The following is a 19,173-nucleotide window of genomic DNA, read 5'->3' on the forward strand; positions in this document are numbered from 1 at the left end:
GATCAGAGACAAACAGTAATTTGATATTCGTGCTCGCAGCAACAGGAATTTGTGCTCAATGATCGATGCTGTCCGTTTAGTTCGCGGGGTCTGATATTGCTACCACCATAAAGATTTACGACTTACCATTCCCCTGTTCAATTTCCATTATGAGAAGATGACGATGATATAGTAACTAGGTAACTACTGGATGGAATTATTTTCATGAGAATTTGTGACCCTTCGGGTCATGTAAGTTTAGTTCCGTCTATATATTCCGATTATATAAAGCAGACAGAATCTCTAACACGCAAGATATTGTTTAAAGAAGTGGAAAATATTGATTCTTCTCTATCAATACCATTATTTAATTGACCCTTCTATGATCCCCTTAATAATATGCCGTTGCAGAAAGAAGAAGAAGATAAGAAGGGGTATAATCCCTAATATTAAGGCTGCTAAAGCCAAGTCCCATTGCTTCGTATATTGGCCAAAAAAGAAAAAAGTGGCTAATGGAATTGTTCTTAAGTTCTGATCTTGGAGAACTAATAAGGGTAATAGAAAATCATTCCAAATCCATAAACTGTTTAATATGATAATCGTCACAGTGATCGGTTTTAATAAAGGGAAAACGATTCGCCAGAATACACCGAAGGAAGAACATCCATCTACAATTGCCGCCTCTTCTATTTCCCGCGGTACAGATTTAATAAAACCGTGATAGAGAAAAATAGAAAACCCAGCTCCAAATCCAAGATACATGATTACAATTCCCGGGATACTATTTAACAACCCCAACTGACTGGTAACCCGAACCAATGGAATCATAATTGACTGAAAAGGGATAACCATTGCCGAAATAAATAAGATAAAGATAATTTTGCTTATCTTATTTGGTGATCTTACTAGACGATACGCAGCCATGGAACAAAAAACGACAATTGCAAGATTGCTAAACACGGTAATTAATAGAGAGTTTAAAAATACCTTTGGGTATTGAAGGCGTCTCCAGGCTTCTACATAGTTATTCCATTGGAATTCTTTAGGCCATGCGGCAGTATTTAAGAGGATCTCTGAAAAACTTTTTAAAGAATTAATAATGATAAAATAAAATGGAATCAAAAAGATTAATCCTAATAGGATAGTTACAATCTCAAGAATAAGAACTCGCTTCGTATATCTTTGTTCCATTAAGCTTCAACCTCCTTCTTTTTTGTATAGAGAACTTGTAAAGTTGTGATTGTAGCAACAACAACAAAGAATAAGAATGCTTTAGCAGCCCCTAATCCATATCGATTGTTCACAAATGCTTCCGTATAGATATTGATTGCCAAGGATTCTGTAGATTTAAATGGTCCTCCGCCTGTTAATGAGAAATTAAGATCAAATATTTTAAATGCCCAAGAAATTGTTAAAAATAAACAAATGGTAATCGCTGGCCTGATTAAAGGCAAGATTATATATTTTAATAAATCCCAACCATTTGCTCCATCAATACGTGCTGCTTCTATCACTTCATCAGGAATATTTAATATTGCCGCAATATAAATAACCATCACATATCCGGCACCCTGCCATACACTTACAATAACAATTCCCCAGAAGGCAGTCGTTGCATCACCCAACCAAGGTAATTGAAACAATGAAAAACCGGTCAATTCTCCTATTGCCGCAAATCCTTTAACAAAAATAAATTGCCATATAAATCCTAATAGGAGGCCGGCAATTAGATTGGGTATAAAAAAAACCGTTCGCAATATATTTTTTGCTTTAAGCTTTTGTGTTAACAGTAAGGCTAAAAGAAATCCAAGCGAGTTCGTAAAAAATACAGAGGCCAATGTAAATTTGATTGTAAATAAAAACGAATCTCTCACTTGCAAATCATTTTTAAAGATTTGAATAAAATTATTTAATCCGTTCCATTCAATTGTACCTGAAACCCCATTCCAGCTCGTCAACGAATAGTACATCCCTAAAACAAACGGAATTAAAACAATCATGCTGAATACAAAAAAAACCGGACCGACAAAAGAAGTATAGATTAGAGCCTGAGTAAATTTTCTTTTGCTAAACATAAATTTCACCTCCTTCCTTATTTTAAAAATTAAAAATTTAAAGAAACACAGATTAAATTGTTCACAAGGGTGGAAAATATTGAACGGTGGAAAATATTGAACGCAAATAATTCCACCCATGTGTTCAATATTATCCATGGTTAATTGAACATTGCGAAAATTATAATGAATTAAACTATGATGAAAACGATCACACTACTGATTTTCTTTTTTTAATTCATTAATTGGGAGGAGATGCAATGTCCATCTGGAAAGCAAAGAAAATCGCGGGTCGAGTAGGGAATGTTTTGTTAGCTTTATCGTTGCTGGCATTAGTAGGAACTGAAACCGTTTTAGCAAGAGATAGTACACCTATACGAAACGGATCCGGTCCAATGTATTGGATTGGCTATGAGTATCCGTTTACTACAGATAGTCCATTAACAGAATCACGTTGGCAAGCAAACATCGATTGGATAGCTGATAACTTCAAATCTTATGGGTACGATATGGTTAGCACGGACGGTTGGATTGAAGATTCTACGAAAACCAATCAAAATGGATATATTCTTAGTTACAATGATTCTTGGACAAATGATTGGCAATATTGGGTAAACTATGTCGAACAAAAAGGTTTGAAAATGGGAGTGTATTATAATCCGCTATGGGTAACTCAAGCCGCTGTGAATGATCCGGCCAAAGTTGTCATAGGAACCAGCACCCCTATTAGTAGTATAGTTACTTCCGGAGACTTCTTTAACGGGAATCCAGATCCGGAAAAGCAGCTTTATTGGGTAGATGTGACAAAGACTGGAGCTAAAGAATATATACAAGGATATGTGAATTATTTTAAAAATATGGGAGTAAAATTTTTACGTATCGATTTCTTGTCTTGGTATGAGTCAGGAACAGCAGCAGGCGCTCCTTCCGGAGCAATCGCTCATGGCTCATCGAACTATGAAACAGCATTAAGTTGGATAGAAGAAGCTGCCGGGACTGACATGACGATTAGTCTTGTAATGCCAAATCTCTATAATCATGCAAATGTAGAGAAAAAATATGGCGATATGATTCGGATTGCTGATGATGTTGCTACAGGTGGATGGGAGCAGCTTAGTCAAGGTAGTTTTGGGGACTTGAGACAAACTTGGCAGGATCATTGGTCTCAATGGGCTAATCCATTCCAAGGGTTTACCGGATTTTCAGACATATCTGGCAGAGGGTCTATGATCCTAGACGGAGATTTTTTGCGAATGAATACATTTACAGGTCCTTATGCAGATTATGAAAGAAAATCTGCTGTATCTTTATATACGATGGCGGGTTCTCCTATTGCTATTGCGGATCAATATGACACCATAGGGAATAACTCGAAATATTATCAAAACAAGGAATTAATTGCATTAAATCAAGATGGATTTGTAGGAAAGCCAATTTACTATAACGGAAATGCATATGAGCCTACAACATCAGGTTCACCTGATACAGGGAGCCGCGATACCGAAAGATGGATAGGGCAGACCTCTGATGGAAATTGGGTAGCCGCATTATTTAACCGATCGGATAACACAAAAGTTCAGTCGATAGATTTTGCTTCCATACTGGGACTTACTAATGGTGCGTCTGTAAGAGACTTATGGTCAAGTACAGATCTTGGATTTAAAACCAACCAAACCGTAACACTTAACCCTCATGATGTGAGTGTTGTAAAAATTATACCGAACAATCCTGACCCAACGATAAACCGATATGAAGCAGAAGTAGCAACTTTCCGAGATGGAGCTAACTTCAACAATAATCATCTAGGGTATTCAGGGGAAGGATTTATTGACAAACTGGAATCAGGGTCCGAGGGTTCAAATGTTGTATTTGCAGTAAAGGCGACTAGTACAGGAAACTATAATTTAAATCTTAGATACGCAAATGCAATGGGTTATACCAGCACTGCTACTTATACTGTTAATGATGAAGTAAACAATATACTTGGAACCGGAAAAATTTCATTGCCAAATCTAAACAATTGGGACACATGGGGAAATGCAAATCTAACCATTCCGCTCTCACAGGGAATAAATCTAATTACCATATCTCGTAATTCAGATGATTTAGGTGCATTTAATTTAGATTATATTGAATTGGATAACCGTACCCCTCAACCGGTCAATCGTGTTGTAAATCCTGGATTTGAAACTGGGGATATTACTGGTTGGATTGAATGGCACCCGACAGGTCAAGTTGCTTCATATGGGGTTGACTCTTACGATGTTCACAGTGGAAACTATAAATTGTATTTCTGGAATACTTCGCCTTATGAACAAAGCGTTCACCAAATATTTAATGACCTTCCAAATGGTAGTTACAATGTAAGTGCATGGGTAAAATTGCAAGCATACTCTGGCGTGGACCCTACTTATTCAAGAATGGAATTAAGCAACTATGGTGGAAGTCAGATTAATGTTAACTTCTCACCAAGTGCAAATTGGCAACAAATTAACACGACGGTAAATATTACAAACGGACAGCTTGATTTAGGCTTCTACCTTAATGCAGACGGGAATACTTCTCTGCAAATTGATGATGTTATCATTTCAAAACAATAAAGAAGAATTAGTTCAGATGGAGTTTTTAACAATCAATTAAAATTAAAGCTTTGGAAAAAAGGGACATATTCTTGATTCATGTCCCTTTTTCCACAAAAGGAGGATAAATGATGTTTCGGAGAAGAATTTTATCCAGTTTTCTCGTCGTCATCATGGTAATGTCTACTTTGTTGTTTTGGGCACCTAACTCCCTTGCCACGTCTCATACTCTGCCAACCGATCAATCCGTGACTAGCTTATACATGTCCAACTGGAAGGATGCCGTCAATATTTGGATGGCAAGCGAGTTGGCGCAAACAGACACCGGAAACTATGGGCCGCGAATCGGAGAAATGAGAATTGATAATGACTATGCCACCAATCAAATTAACGATTACTCCTCTTTTTTTCGCGATGAGTCAAACATGGTAAAATATACTCAACCAAATAACTTTGCCTCGGAAGCTTATTATGATGAACAGGGAATTCTTCAAACAAGATATTTAGCTTACAGCGGCAGCAGCCTTCCTATTGTTGTAGAAAAAGATTTTGCCATGGTGCCAAACGAAGATTTTTTAATCGCTACTTATACTTTTACTAACAATGGAACCAGTGCGATTAACTTCAATGTGCTTGAGCAGATCCATGTAAACAATAAGTCAATAGGTGGAACGAACAATGTCCAACATGGATGGTACGATAATACTAGAAATACTTTATTTGTAGATATGAGTAGTTCCGGTCAATATTACCTGGCATTAGGCGCATTTCAAACAGTCGATGGATATCAAGTGGCCGACGATACGAAATCCGACATTACCCAAAACGATGTTGCTCCTTGGTATACTTTTGATAATAATGGAACGGTCAAAAACAATGGTGAAGTCTACGCTGTTGATATAAGTATAGCTTTTCAGGACTTAGTAAATATTCCGGGAAATAGTTCTGTTTCTGTTTCCTTTGTGGCAACTGTTCAGGATACGTTATCAAATGCACAAAGTTCAGTAGATCGAGCTTTGGCTCAAACACCACAATATTGGTTTACGCAAACAGCGAATTCCTACACCAATTGGCTAAGCGGGGGGAAGAATGTAAATTTTGCGGATCAGGGAATCAATACAGCATACAAAAGGGCATTGGTTACCATCAAAAACTCCATCAATCCTACTTATGGTGCTACACCTGCCACGACCAATCCCATAGCATATGGCTATAAGGTATGGGCCAGAGACTCTGCGGTTACTGCAATGATATTGGACCAAGCCGGCTTCCACGATGAAGCGAAAAAATATTGGTATTGGTTGCAGGATCGTCAAGAATCGGATGGGACTTTTAAAACAACCTTTGATTTCTGGACCAATGCCTACGTCCCTTTTGTTGAACCGGAGCATGATTCTATTGGTATTTTCTTAGTTGGAGCCTATCAGCATTACAAAATGACCGGAGATACTGCTTTTCTAAACAACATATGGGATAAATATCGAAAGTCAGCTGATTTCGTATGGTCCAATCTTGGCTCTGATCCTTACGGATTCGGTGAGGAGGATGCGAGTATCTGGGAAGAACAAATAGAATATAATGCGTTTACTCAAGGATTGTATGTGGCCGGATTAGATGCTGCACAGTACATGGCAAGAGCCAAGAATTTATTTAGCTTGGCAGATGATTATAACGGTGCAGCAAGTAAAATAAGATCCAACATTCAAAAGGAGGATACTTGGAATCCGTCAGGGCTTTGGAATGTAAACAGCGGCTATTACAATCGAGCTGTTAATTTGGATGGTACGCCGAGAACTTTAGTAGATGGTTCATCTAATGCTCTGATCGTTTATGGAGTGGTAGATGCTGATTCCTCCAGGGCAAACAGTCACGTAAACAAAATTAAAACTAACCTGCAGCAAGACAATTACGGCATTGCTCGATATGACGGGGACACGTTCTATTATACAGCTCCGTTTAGCCCGGCCGGTAATGAGGCGTTAAGCGATGAACCTACCTGGCCGCAAATGAGTGCATACGTTGCTCTTCATCATATATACAGAGGGGAATATGGAACTGCCTTACAATACCTGAAATGGATGGTTTCTCGAATGGCAGCAGGGTATATGGCGCAAGGGGAAGCCGTATCACGCATTACTTTAAAACCTCTGCCAAGCACCATGGTTGAGCCGGTTACAGCCGCGTGGTTTGTTGTTACAGCTTTAGCGTATGAGGGTAGGGCTGATCTGCGTATTATTCCGCCTCAATTTAATTCAGGGGCTTATAAAACGATAAATGTGACGACCAATGTAGCGAGTGATTTGCCACAGTGGAGTAATGTACCATATTATCATGACAAGATAGGAGATACTGCATCAGGTTCCGGTGATACCGATATTGCTAAAATTTATGTTTCAAATGACACGAATAACTTGTATGTCAGGATAAAAAATCAAAGTGGTCAACTGTCCGGATTTAACACACCTCCTCGTTTTGCAATGCTGGTATATGCGGATGATTTCAAAGGCGGTACTGCAAAATCCAGTAGCAACGGAATGTATGGTGGTTCCCTTGACCGACCCATGCAGTACATGGTGGGGCGCTGGAGTGATTCCGACACCTTTGCGAAGTTCTATGTAAGTGGCGGGAATTGGACATTTGATCAGTTTGTTTCCGGTGTAATCAAACCCCAATGGGATCCGAATTCCGGGAATATTGAAATGGCCATTCCGCTTTCCGAATTCTCAAGCACCGGATCGGTTAGTACCGGTGATTTCAGCAACTTGAATATTGTACTTGTTCGACAAGATCCAAATAGCTTGAATTGGTCCGAAGACGATGTAATCGCTCTGCATTATCGTGTCATGACATCGGGAGAACAATGGTACTATGGCAATGTTGAATAATGATCAGCCCTAACAGCCTGGAATGGAGTGAAGCATTCAGGGATACACTATAGAAAGGGCCGGGACAAATTATGGCTCATATTGCCAAATGAGGGATAAAAAAAGTAAAATAGAGAAGAAATCGTTAGACGGGTTGCAGAGGAGAATGAGATTCTCCTCTTTTGCTATGTCGTTGCCGGAAATGAAAGGAGGATACCCTCAATGAATAAAAAGTCAGTAAAAGATGTGGATGTAAAGGGAAAAAGAGTCTTTTGTCGGGTGGATTTTAATGTTCCCCTACAGGATGGCGCCATTACAGATGATACCCGAATTCGGGCAGCTATTCCAACTATCCAGTACCTTCGGGAACAGGGAGCCAAGATTATTCTGGCCAGCCACTTGGGACGTCCTAAAGGAAAAGTGGTAGAGGCGATGAGATTAACTCCCGTAGGACAGAGATTAAGTGAACTGTTGGGTGTTCCGATCGGCATTGCTTCTGAAGCCGTTGGACCTGAAGTGGAGAATCGGGTATCCGAACTCCAGGAAGGGGATATTCTGCTCCTTGAAAATGTCCGCTTTTATCCCGGTGAAGAAAAAAATGATCCGGAATTGGCCAAGTCATTTGCCAAGTTGGCCGATCTCTATGTGAATGATGCTTTTGGAACAGCCCATCGCGCCCATGCTTCAACGGCAGGAGTGGCCGAGTATCTCCCGGGAGTGGCAGGATTGTTAATGGAAAAGGAACTGGAAGCATTAGGAAAAGCTCTATCTAATCCGGATCATCCATTTACCGCCATTATTGGTGGAGCCAAGGTAAAGGATAAAATTGGAGTGATAGAAAATCTGTTGAACAAGGTTGATCACCTGTTGATCGGCGGGGGCTTAGCCAATACCTTTATTTTGGCGAACGGTTTTCCGGTTGGCAACTCGCTGGTGGAAGAAGAGAAGGTAGAATTGGCCCAATCCCTGTTGAAGAAAGCGAAAGAAAAGGGTGTGGAATTCCTTATTCCCGTGGATGTTGTCGTTGCCGATCGGTTCGCCCCAGATGCCACCACCCAGGTGGTAAATGTGGAGGAAATCCCGGAAGGATGGCAGGTATTGGACATTGGTCCTAATACCATTGATCTGTATCGAAAAGTCATTTTGGAATCAAAATTAGTGATGTGGAACGGCCCCATGGGAGTCTTTGAAATGGAGCTTTTTGCCCAAGGAACCTTTAATGTGGCCAGGGCCATGGCAGATGCCGAGGGGATGACCATTATCGGCGGTGGAGATTCGGTAGCGGCGGTTGAAGAGGGGGGCTATGCCGAATACATTAACCATATTTCCACAGGGGGTGGGGCTTCCCTTGAATTTATGGAAGGAAAGGAACTGCCCGGCGTTTCCGTATTGCAGGATAGGTAGCCCTATCTATCGTACAAACATGATCTCGGAGGTGTGATGAATTGAGAAAACCGATTATTGCTGCCAACTGGAAAATGTATAAGACACACGATGAAGCGAAGGCCTTTCTTCAGGAAATTGACGGGTTGGTTGCGGCCGACGGAGAAATAGACACGGTGCTTTGTGCTCCCTTTACTGCTTTGTGCACCTTATCAGAAATGGCAAAAGAACGGCCGGTATCCCTTGGAGCTCAAAATATGCATTGGGAAGATGAAGGAGCATTTACCGGTGAAATCAGCGGTCAAATGCTCTCTGCCCTGGGAATCCAATATGTCATTCTTGGCCATTCCGAGAGAAGACAAATGTTTGGTGAAATGGATGACATGGTGAATAAAAAGGTACTGGCTGCCTTCCGACATGGTCTTACCCCCATCGTCTGTGTGGGAGAAACTATTAAGCAGCGGGAACAAGGTGAAACCCAGAAAATCCTTAAGAAGCAAACGGAGCGGGCCATTGAAGGTTTATCCTCCGATCAGGTAAAGCAAATGGTCATTGCCTATGAACCGGTATGGGCCATCGGCACCGGAAAAACCTCCTCCCCTGAAGATGCCAATGACGATATTGGATTTATCCGGAGAGTGGTGGCTGACCAATATGACCAGGTGGTAGCCAATGAAGTAAGAATTCAATATGGCGGAAGTGTGAAACCGGAAAATATTGCCTCCTTCATGGCGCAGCCGGAAATTGACGGGGCATTGGTTGGAGGAGCTAGTCTAAAGCCGGAGTCATTTCTTCAGCTGTTGGAAAAAGCAATACAATATACCAAGTAACAATTGGAGGGGAAGAAGATGAAACAAATCAAACCAGTGGCCCTGATCATCATGGACGGATTTGGCTTAAGGGAAGAACGGGATGGAAACGCCGTACTTCAGGCCAATAAACCCAATTATGACCGGCTTTGGAATACGTATCCCCATACGACATTGGGGGCAAGCGGCTTATCTGTTGGACTGCCGGAAGGGCAAATGGGGAACTCTGAGGTGGGCCACCTGAATATTGGAGCAGGCCGTGTGGTCTATCAGGATTTGACACGGGTGAGTAAAGCGATCTCCTCCGGCGAATTTTTTCAGAATGAAACGTTTCTTGGAGCAATCAAACACGTAAAAGAGAGGAACAGCAAGCTGCATCTGTATGGCCTTCTTTCAGACGGAGGGGTACACAGCCATATCGATCATTTGTTTGCTTTATTGGAATTGGCCAAGCGAAACCATATTGAAAAAGTTTATGTCCATGCTTTTCTTGATGGCCGGGACGTAGCACCAGATAGTGCAGTCCAATACATAGAGCAAACCCTGCAGAAAATGAATGAACTGGGAGTAGGCAAGCTGGCCACAGTGCAAGGACGATACTATGCCATGGATCGGGACCGCAGATGGGAAAGGACGGAGAAGGCTTATAAAGCCATGGTATACGGAGATGGTCCCAAATATCAGGATCCTGTTAAGGCAGTGAAAGAATCCTATGAAAAAAGCATCTTTGATGAGTTTGTGATGCCGACGGTGATCGTGGATGATCATCAGAACCCCGTTGGACTGGTTGAATCCGGTGATGGGGTGATCTTTTATAACTTCAGGCCGGACCGGGCCATTCAACTTTCCCAGGCCTTTACGAATAAGGATTTTCGGGGATTTGACCGGGGGCCGAAAGCGCCGAATGATCTCTATTTTGTCTGTCTCACCCATTTTAGCGAGTCGGTGGATGGATATGTTGCGTACAAGCCGACCAACCTGGACAATACTCTTGGCGAGGTATTAAGCCAGCAGGGATTAAAACAGCTGCGTATTGCCGAAACGGAAAAGTATCCCCATGTGACCTTCTTCTTCAGCGGAGGCAGGGAACAGGAATTTGAAGGGGAAACAAGGATATTGATCGATTCTCCCAAAGTGGCTACCTATGATTTAAAACCGGAAATGAGCATCTATGAAGTAACGGATGCGGTGATAAAAGAAATTGAACAGGAACGGCATGACGTGATTATCTTAAATTTTGCCAATCCTGACATGGTAGGCCATTCTGGAAAAATGGAACCGACCATTCAAGCAGTGGAAGCTGTGGATAAGTGTTTGGGTAGAGTGGTAGATGTTGTTCTTTCCAAGAACGGAGTGGCACTGATTACAGCAGACCATGGAAATGCAGAATGGATGAAGGATGAACAGGGAAATCCGATTACTTCCCACAGCACAAATCCCGTTCCGTTTATCCTTACGAAGGAGAATGTTCAATTAAGGGAAGGCGGAGTATTAGCCGATCTGTCTCCCACCATTCTTCATTTGCTGCAGGTGGATCAGCCTGAAGAAATGACGGGAAAGTCATTAATCATTAAGGAATAAATAACTGTAAAATATACGTAAACTTTTAAGTGAAGGAGAGAGATGAAAATGACGATAATTTCAGAAGTATACGCAAGAGAGGTATTGGATTCTCGGGGGAATCCCACTGTGGAAGTAGAAGTGTCTTTAGAGTCTGGTGCCGTAGGAAGGGCCATTGTTCCTTCAGGTGCCTCCACTGGTGCTTACGAGGCAGTGGAATTGCGCGATGGAGACAATAAGAGATATTTAGGGAAAGGGGTCTTAAAGGCCGTTGAAAATGTGAATGAAGTGATTGCACCCAATATTATCGGATTTGATGCAACCGATCAAGTGGGAATTGATGAACTTCTGATTGAGTTAGATGGAACTCCAAATAAAGAAAAATTGGGGGCCAATGCCATATTGGGAGTCTCCATGGCCGTGGCCAGAGCGGCTGCTGAGGCCTTAGGAATTCCTTTATATACATACTTGGGAGGATTTAATGCAAAAATTCTTCCTGTTCCTATGATGAATATTTTAAATGGCGGAAAACATGCTGACAATAATGTGGATATCCAAGAATTTATGGTCATGCCTGTAGGGGCGGAAAGATTTTCCGATGCTTTGCGAATGGGAGCAGAAATTTTTCACAATTTAAAAGCGGTGCTGAAGGAAAAGGGCTTAAATACGGCTGTAGGGGATGAAGGAGGATTTGCACCCAATCTTTCTTCCAATGAAGAGGCGATTCAAACGATCCTGGAAGCAATCAAACGCGCCGGATATGAACCAGGTCAAGACGTTTATTTGGCGCTTGATGTGGCAGCTACCGAATTGTATAAGGAGGGAAAGTATCATCTGGAAGGAGAAGGAGTAACCAGAACCACAGAAGAGATGATTCAATTCTATCAGGAGCTGGTTGATAAATATCCAATCATTTCCATTGAAGATGGATTGTCTGAAGATGATTGGGAAGGCTGGAATAAACTAACCAAGGCCATTGGCCATAAAGTGCAGCTGGTTGGCGACGATCTGTTCGTTACCAATACCCAGCGATTATCCCAAGGTATTGATCAGGGTACCGCCAACTCCATCTTAATTAAAGTGAACCAGATCGGAACCCTGACTGAAACCTTTGACGCCATTGAAATGGCGAAACGGGCCGGCTATACCGCTGTGATTTCCCACCGTTCTGGAGAAACGGAAGATACGACCATTGCCGACATTGTGGTTGCTGTTAATGCCGGTCAAATCAAAACAGGTGCTCCTTCAAGGACTGATCGTGTAGCCAAATATAATCAACTCCTGCGTATTGAGGATGAATTGTCTTATATCGGAAGATATGCCGGAAAAAACGCATTTTATAATCTTTCAAATCAATAGTTTTTTCTTGAGGAAACCCCGCCTGTAGGAATGGAGCTTCGTAAATTCTTTGCTCCGTCCAGAAAAAATTTGGGTTTCCTTTCTTGACTTGTCTTTGGAGAGACTTGAATTCATTGTTCATCTATGGTACATTACTTGTGGTATCTTCGGAGTGTTTCGAGGACTCCCATTTCTAAAGGTGGGAGTCAGAGTACCGTGGAACGAAATTTCTTTATATTTCTGTCTCAGGAGGTGGAAGGGTTGGAAATCTTTTTAAAAATTGTACTGATCATTGTCTCTTTAGGATTGATCGCGGTTGTTCTGTTGCAATCGGGACGCAGCGCAGGGCTATCCGGAACCATTGCAGGTGGGGCAGAGCAACTAATGGGTAAGCAAAAAGCACGGGGAATTGATGCATTACTGTCAAAGCTGACCACCATCCTGGCTGTTGCGTTTATGCTCTTTGCCATTGCTGTAGCTTTTGTGGTTGGTTAAAATTTTCATATCTCATAAAACATTCAGCAAGTGAAAGGACTTGCTGTTTTTGTTTTTTGTTCATTTTTTTTTCTTCTGATCATTTGTTAAAATAAAAGGGATTCATTAAAATTTAAGGCCCAAGAAGGAGTGGAGAAAATGGTTGGTTGTGTACTCATTCATGGATTTACCGGTAGCCCCTTTGAGTTAGAGCCTCTCTCCGCATTTCTTGAAAAAAAAGGAATTGCAATCTCTGTTCCTGTATTGGCCGGTCATGAAGGTTCAAAAGAATCGATGAGAGATGTCACATGGCAGGATTGGATTCGCTCGGCTGAAAAGGCGGTTAAAGAAATGACTGCTAAATGTGACACAGTTTATCTTATTGGCTTCTCCATGGGGGGGTTAATTGCTGCCCATTTATCAACCAAATATCCAGTGAAGAAGTTAGTGATGATGAGTGCTTGCGTTTTTTATGTGAATCCGCAACAGCTTTTTAAAGATGTTGCAGAGGTCATTAAGCAACATTTCAAGGAAGGGGGAAATCCGGAACATTTTAAAAGATACATTGATAAGGTGTCTAAGACCCCTCTTCGATCTGTCGTTCATTTTCGTCGCCTGGTAAAAATATTAAAACAGGATCTGCCGAAAGTAACGGTTCCTACCTTAATCCTTCAGGGAGAATGCGATGACCTGGTTGAACCCAGAAGTGCCCAATATATATATGATACCATTCAATCGGAGATAAAAGAAATCTATTTCCTCCCTCAGTCCAGACATATCATCTGCCATGATTGTGAGAAGGAAGAAGTGATTAGAAGAGTTGATCAGTTTTTATTTCCGTTTACGAGAGTTGATCAGTGACTATACTAGGGATAACGGGTTGAACCTAAATACTGGTGGACGTGATGAATCGTTCGTTCCACATTATAGTTCGGAGGAAAAGTGATGAATGGAGAAAAGATTTTAGAGTATATGAAGGGCAAGGCATATCGTCCCATGACGATACAAGAACTGGAAGAGGTATTTGAGATAAAGCAGGCATCGGACTTAAAGGAATTTGTAAAACTGTTAAATCTTCTGGAACAGAATGGAGAGATCGTTCGGACAAGAACGAATCGATATGGTGTTCCCGAAAGGATGAATTTATTAAAGGGACAATTACAAGGCCACAGCAAGGGCTTCGGTTTCGTAATACCTGATGAACCGGGTTTGGACGATGTGTATATTCATGCCAACGACATGAATGGAGCAATGCACGGAGATTTGGTCCTTTGCCGAATTAACAGAAGGGTGGCAGAACGAAGACAGGAAGGGGAAATCATACGGGTCCTGAAGAGAAATAATGAATTAGTGGTTGGAACGTTTCAAGATAACAAACACTATGGATTCGTCATACCCGATGAAAAAAGGTTGAATCGGGATATTTTTATTCCAAAGGAAGCAACGGCTGGAGCAGTTGATGGTCATAAAGTAGTGGTTAGGATAACCCAGTATCCTGAAAAAAGGAAAGGGATTGAAGGGGAGATTATTGAAATTCTGGGTCATAAAAATGATCCGGGAGTAGATATTTTGTCCATTATCCGAAAATATCAGCTACCTGAAAAATTCCCGGAAGAAGTAATGGCTGAAGCGGAGTCCATTCCTGATACCATTAGAGAATCTGATTTGCAGGGGAGAAGGGATCTTCGCAATCGGCGGATGGTCACCATTGACGGGGCAGACGCAAAGGATTTGGATGATGCCGTGTCTTTGGAGAAACTGCCGAATGGAAATTACCTCTTGGGTGTACATATTGCCGATGTTAGTTATTATGTAAAGGAAGGTTCGCCCCTGGACAAGGAGGCTTTTTTAAGGGGGACAAGCGTATATTTGGTGGATAGGGTAATCCCGATGCTCCCTCATCGGTTATCCAATGGAATCTGCAGTCTCAATCCGAAAGTGGACAGGTTAACCCTTACCTGTGACATGGAATTTAATGAACATACGAAACTGGTCCGGCATGAGATCTATCCCAGCGTAATCCGAACCAATGAGAGAATGACCTATTCCGATGTTCGCAAGATTTTGATAGATAAGGATCCGTATTTGATGGACAGGTATGCCGACTTAGTAGACATGTTTCAGGAAATGGAGAACTTGGCCCTTCAATTGAGAAAAAAAAGAATGGATCGGGGAGCCATCGATTTTGATTTTAACGAAGCAAAAATTGAAGTGAATGAGGAAGGGAAACCTACCCATGTTGGCCTTAGAGAGCGATCCATTGCAGAAAAAATCATAGAAGAATTTATGCTGGTCGCAAATGAAACCGTTGCAGAACATTTCTACTGGATGAAGATCCCATTTATTTACCGAATACATGAAGAACCCGCCGCTGACAAAATTCAAAGTTTCTTGGAGTTTATCACCAATTTCGGTTATGTGGTAAGAGGAACGGCCAATCGGATTCATCCCCGCTCACTGCAGCAACTTCTCGAGGAAATAAAAGGAAAGCCGGAGGAAGTGGTAATCAGCACAGTGATGTTAAGGTCGATGAAACAGGCAAGATATGAAGCGGAAAGTTTGGGCCACTTTGGTTTATCTGCCGAGTTTTATACCCACTTTACCTCTCCTATCCGCCGGTATCCTGATCTTATCGTACACCGTTTGATTCGGGAGTGGGTGAATCAGGGAGGTTTTTCATCAGATCGGATATCTTATTGGCAAGAAAAGTTGCCGCTGATCGCCAAGCAATCCTCCGATCGGGAACGAATCGCTGTTGATGCGGAAAGAGAAACCGATGATCTAAAGAAAGCGGAATACATGGTTGAGAAAATTGGTGAGGAATTTGAAGGAATTATCAGCAGTGTTACCTCATTTGGCATGTTTGTTGAACTGCCCAATACCATTGAGGGGATGGTCCACGTCAGTTATTTAACGGATGACTATTATCATTTTAATGAGAAGCAATATGCCTTAATTGGAGAAAGATCAGGGCAAATTTACCGTATTGGAGATCAGGTGACGGTTCGAGTAGCTGATGTTAATGTGGAAGAAAGAACGATAGACTTTGAATTAGTTGGAACCAGGAAGAGGTCTGGTAAAATGGGGAAAAAACAGCCCAAAATCATTAAACCGGAAAAGAAGGCTGCAAGGGAGAAGATTGGTTTAAAAAAGCAGGCTGGTTTAAGGGAGAAAAAAACGAAGGGAAAGGGAAAAAAGGGTAAAGGAGTAAGGAAATAAGCCAAAAGAAAAAAAGGGGAATAAAGAAAGGTTTATGAAGAATGGAAAAAACCTATTTAAAAAAGAAAAGGGAGGAACGAAATGTTCTTCCCTTTTCAAATATCTGATTCATTTAGGCAACTTCGTAACCGGCTTCTTCAATAGCTGCCTTCATGGCATCGACCGTTACTTTGCCGCTGTCATAGGAGACATCTACTTTTTTAGCTCCGAGGTCAACGGTAGCAGACTTTACTCCATCTAATTCTCTTAGAGCTTTCTCTACACTGCTTTTACAGTGTCCGCATGTCATTCCCTCTACGGTTAATGTTATTTTTGTTTCATTGTTGCTACTGCAGCATCCCATGATAAACTCCTCCTTAAGATAATTGTTTTTATTTAAACCCTTTCATGGGGTTAAAGCGTTTTAATAACGTTGAGTTGGTTACAACGGATACCGAACTGAAAGCCATTGCAGCTCCGGCAATTACGGGGCTTAAGAAACCTAAGGCAGCAATGGGTATACCCAATGTATTATAAATGAGCGCCCAGAACAGGTTTTGTTTTGCTTTTCTCATAGTTTGACGGCTCAAGCGAATGGCTGCTACAATGCCTCGTAAATCTCCCCGCATGAGCGTGATATCGGCTGCCTCCATGGCAACATCGGTACCTGTGCCAATGGCAATTCCGATATCGGCAGTAGCCAGGGCAGGAGCATCATTGATTCCGTCGCCAACCATAGCTACTACGTAGCCTTCATTTTTCAACTTTTCAACATTGGAAGCTTTGTCCTCAGGAAGAACTTCGGCTAAGACATCCTCCGGCTTAAGTCCTACCTGGCGGGCAATGGCATGGGCTGTTCTGACATTATCACCGGTAATCATCATTACCCTCAGTCCCATTTTTTGCAGGGATGCGATAGCCACGGCTGAAGTGTCTTTTACGGTATCAGCAACAGCTACCAGACCGATCAATTGATGATTTATAGCAATTAGCATTGCCGTTTTTCCGTCATTCTCCAGTTTTTCCATATCCTTTTCATATTCGGCATAAGAGATATTCTTTTCTTTCATTAATTTTCTGGTTCCGACGTAGATATGGTTTCCTTCTACCGTAGCTTCAATTCCATGTCCAGGAATCGCGTGAAAGGATTCCGGATCCACCAATTGGCATCCCCTGGCTTTTGCACCTGCCACAATAGCTTCAGCCAATGGATGTTCGGAATTTTTTTCGGCAGAAGCGGTAATTCTCAGCAATTCTTCTTCGTTCCATTCGTTGGATAGAGAAATGATATCCGTCAGTTCAGGTTCTCCTTTGGTGATTGTTCCGGTTTTGTCCAGAACGATTACCTGAGTTTTGTAAGCATTTTCTAGGTGCTCTCCGCCTTTAATTAGGATTCCGTTTTCCGCCCCTTTACCTGTACCCACCATGACCGCCGTTGGGGTAGCCAAACCTAAGGCACATGGGCAGGCAATAACCAGAACGGCCGTTGCGTAAAGAAGGGAATTGGTCAAATCGCCGGTAACCAAATACCAGATCGTAAAGGTAAGGGCAGCAATCAACACAACCGCTGGTACAAAGATGGATGAAATCTTGTCTGCCATTCTTTGGATCGGAGCTTTTGATCCTTGGGCATCTTCTACAATTTTAATGATTTGAGCAAGGGCGGTATCTTTTCCTACCTTTGTTGCCCGGAATTTAAAGGTACCATGCTTGTTGATGGTAGCTCCAATCACTTCATCTCCAACTTTCTTTTCAACAGGAATGCTTTCTCCTGTGAGCATGGATTCATCCAAACTGGAAGAACCCTCCACGATGATTCCATCAACCGGAACTTTTTCTCCGGGACGAACAACAATAATGTCATCCACGATCACGTCTTCGATGGCAATATCCATTTCTTCACCATTGCGAATGACACGGGCCGTTTTTGCTTGCAGCCCCATCAATTTTTTGATGGCTTCAGAAGTACGACCCTTGGCAACCGCTTCAAGGAGCTTACCTAAAATAATCAAGGTGATGATGACGGCTCCGGTTTCATAATAAACCGCCGTTTCCCCGATGACATCTCCCCAGAATGTGGCAAGGACACTATAAATATAAGCGGCTGAGGTTCCCATGGCAATCAGTACGGACATATTGGCGGACTTGTTTTTCAAGTTATGGTAAGAATCGACATAAAACTGCCATCCGGCATAGAATTGAATGGGTGTTGCCAAGGCTAGCTGAAAATATTTGTTAAAGAATATCGCCGGAAGGTTCCACTTGAAAATCTCTGCAAACATGTAAAGAACAAGAGGCACAGAGAGGATAGCAGAAAAGATAAACAGTTTCTTTTGCTTTGCAATTTCCCGTTCTCTGGCTTCCTTTTCCGCATCGGCCGAGCCTTCTTCGTCAGCAGAGAAAGCCTCGTACCCTAATTTTTCAACGGCCTGCTTCATTTCGGCAACACTAATAACACTTTCGTTATATTCCACCATCGCCATTTCCATTCCAAAGTTAACGGTAGCTGCTGAAACGCCGTTTAGACTGTTTAGTTTCTTTTCAATCTTTTGTGCACAATTGGCACAGGTCATCCCGACCAATTTTAACTTTACCCTGGATTTCGGCACCGAATAGCCCAATTTCTCAATTTTTTCTTCAAATTGAGCAGGACCCACTTCATCGGGGTTATATATCACCGTAGCTTTTTCCACGGCAAAGTTGACGTTGGCATCTGAGACACCGGGAAGCTTCTTTAAATTTTTTTCAATCTTTAAAGCACAGTTGGCACAGGTCATCCCATGAATTTTCAGGGATATCTGTCTGGATGCATTTGCATCTAGTTTGGGTGCTCCCATAAACATGCTCCTCCTTTCAGATTACAAGAATCATTATACAATACCTATGTAGGGTATTGCAAATATTTTTTTAAAAATATGTTTTATACAAGATTTAT

13 protein-coding genes are annotated in these 19,173 nt (G+C 41.9%); 9 read left to right on the top strand and 4 right to left on the bottom strand.

Annotated features, from left to right (window positions below; translation table 11 throughout):
• Positions 1-342 precede the first annotated feature (342 nt).
• Both L1765_RS06385 and L1765_RS06390 read right to left on the bottom strand, forming a co-directional pair.
• Positions 343-1,170 (bottom strand): carbohydrate ABC transporter permease, encoded by an 828-nt coding sequence (locus tag L1765_RS06385; RefSeq protein WP_236405819.1) that lies wholly within the window; start codon positions 1,168-1,170, stop codon positions 343-345.
• Positions 1,170-2,054 (bottom strand): carbohydrate ABC transporter permease, encoded by an 885-nt coding sequence (locus L1765_RS06390; RefSeq protein WP_236405820.1) that lies wholly within the window; start codon positions 2,052-2,054, stop codon positions 1,170-1,172. Before L1765_RS06390 ends, L1765_RS06385 begins: the two co-directional genes overlap by 1 nt.
• A 239-nt stretch (positions 2,055-2,293) precedes the next feature.
• Between L1765_RS06390 and L1765_RS06395 the strand changes: the two genes are divergently transcribed.
• The 9 genes from L1765_RS06395 to rnr all read left to right on the top strand — a co-directional run bounded on the left by L1765_RS06395 (position 2,294) and on the right by rnr (position 16,259).
• On the top strand, positions 2,294-4,633 hold the full coding sequence (locus L1765_RS06395) for a CBM35 domain-containing protein (protein WP_236405821.1): 2,340 nt from the start codon (positions 2,294-2,296) through the stop codon (positions 4,631-4,633).
• Positions 4,634-4,743: 110 nt separating this feature from the next.
• A complete protein-coding gene (locus L1765_RS06400) occupies positions 4,744-7,497 on the top strand; it encodes a glycoside hydrolase family 15 protein (RefSeq protein WP_236405822.1) in 2,754 nt (917 codons plus the stop codon).
• Positions 7,498-7,698: 201 nt separating this feature from the next.
• Complete coding sequence (locus L1765_RS06405; RefSeq protein ID WP_236405823.1) at positions 7,699-8,880, top strand: phosphoglycerate kinase; 1,182 nt, start codon at positions 7,699-7,701, stop codon at positions 8,878-8,880.
• Positions 8,881-8,921: 41 nt separating this feature from the next.
• Positions 8,922-9,689 carry a triose-phosphate isomerase gene (gene tpiA, locus L1765_RS06410; RefSeq protein ID WP_236405824.1) on the top strand — a complete coding sequence of 256 codons (768 nt, stop codon included), beginning with the start codon at positions 8,922-8,924 and terminating at the stop codon, positions 9,687-9,689.
• 18 nt (positions 9,690-9,707) lie between these two features.
• Positions 9,708-11,249 carry a 2,3-bisphosphoglycerate-independent phosphoglycerate mutase gene (gpmI, locus tag L1765_RS06415; protein ID WP_236405825.1) on the top strand — a complete coding sequence of 514 codons (1,542 nt, stop codon included), beginning with the start codon at positions 9,708-9,710 and terminating at the stop codon, positions 11,247-11,249.
• Between the two features lie 48 nt (positions 11,250-11,297).
• Entirely contained in the window at positions 11,298-12,587 is a 1,290-nt protein-coding gene (eno, locus tag L1765_RS06420; protein WP_236405826.1) for a phosphopyruvate hydratase, read from the top strand.
• A gap of 240 nt (positions 12,588-12,827) precedes the next feature.
• Complete coding sequence (gene secG, locus L1765_RS06425; protein WP_236405827.1) at positions 12,828-13,061, top strand: preprotein translocase subunit SecG; 234 nt, start codon at positions 12,828-12,830, stop codon at positions 13,059-13,061.
• 138 nt (positions 13,062-13,199) lie between these two features.
• Complete coding sequence (locus L1765_RS06430; protein WP_236405828.1) at positions 13,200-13,901, top strand: alpha/beta hydrolase; 702 nt, start codon at positions 13,200-13,202, stop codon at positions 13,899-13,901.
• 84 nt (positions 13,902-13,985) lie between these two features.
• Positions 13,986-16,259, top strand: coding sequence for a ribonuclease R (gene rnr, locus L1765_RS06435; RefSeq protein WP_236405829.1), 2,274 nt, complete (start codon positions 13,986-13,988; stop codon positions 16,257-16,259).
• Between the two features lie 112 nt (positions 16,260-16,371).
• Here rnr and copZ read toward each other — a convergent pair whose 3' ends face one another.
• Together copZ and L1765_RS06445 are read right to left on the bottom strand one after the other, a co-directional pair.
• Positions 16,372-16,602 carry a copper chaperone CopZ gene (copZ, locus tag L1765_RS06440; protein ID WP_236405830.1) on the bottom strand — a complete coding sequence of 77 codons (231 nt, stop codon included), beginning with the start codon at positions 16,600-16,602 and terminating at the stop codon, positions 16,372-16,374.
• Positions 16,603-16,630: 28 nt separating this feature from the next.
• Positions 16,631-19,075, bottom strand: coding sequence for a heavy metal translocating P-type ATPase (locus L1765_RS06445; protein WP_236405831.1), 2,445 nt, complete (start codon positions 19,073-19,075; stop codon positions 16,631-16,633).
• Positions 19,076-19,173: the final 98 nt, after the last annotated feature.

Origin of the sequence: Microaerobacter geothermalis (assembly GCF_021608135.1) — a bacterium.
Taxonomy (GTDB): Bacteria; Bacillota; Bacilli; order DSM-22679; family DSM-22679; genus Microaerobacter; species Microaerobacter geothermalis.

Bases quoted from the DNA above. Each gene is read 5' to 3' on its own strand.
- L1765_RS06385 (WP_236405819.1), bottom strand. From the start codon at position 1,170: ATGGAACAAAGATATACGAAGCGAGTTCTTATTCTTGAGATTGTAACT.
- L1765_RS06390 (WP_236405820.1), bottom strand. From the start codon at position 2,054: ATGTTTAGCAAAAGAAAATTTACTCAGGCTCTAATCTATACTTCTTTT.
- L1765_RS06395 (WP_236405821.1), top strand. From the start codon at position 2,294: ATGTCCATCTGGAAAGCAAAGAAAATCGCGGGTCGAGTAGGGAATGTT.
- L1765_RS06400 (WP_236405822.1), top strand. From the start codon at position 4,744: ATGTTTCGGAGAAGAATTTTATCCAGTTTTCTCGTCGTCATCATGGTA.
- L1765_RS06405 (WP_236405823.1), top strand. From the start codon at position 7,699: ATGAATAAAAAGTCAGTAAAAGATGTGGATGTAAAGGGAAAAAGAGTC.
- gpmI (WP_236405825.1), top strand. From the start codon at position 9,708: ATGAAACAAATCAAACCAGTGGCCCTGATCATCATGGACGGATTTGGC.
- eno (WP_236405826.1), top strand. From the start codon at position 11,298: ATGACGATAATTTCAGAAGTATACGCAAGAGAGGTATTGGATTCTCGG.
- L1765_RS06430 (WP_236405828.1), top strand. From the start codon at position 13,200: ATGGTTGGTTGTGTACTCATTCATGGATTTACCGGTAGCCCCTTTGAG.
- rnr (WP_236405829.1), top strand. From the start codon at position 13,986: ATGAATGGAGAAAAGATTTTAGAGTATATGAAGGGCAAGGCATATCGT.
- copZ (WP_236405830.1), bottom strand. From the start codon at position 16,602: ATGGGATGCTGCAGTAGCAACAATGAAACAAAAATAACATTAACCGTA.
- L1765_RS06445 (WP_236405831.1), bottom strand. From the start codon at position 19,075: ATGGGAGCACCCAAACTAGATGCAAATGCATCCAGACAGATATCCCTG.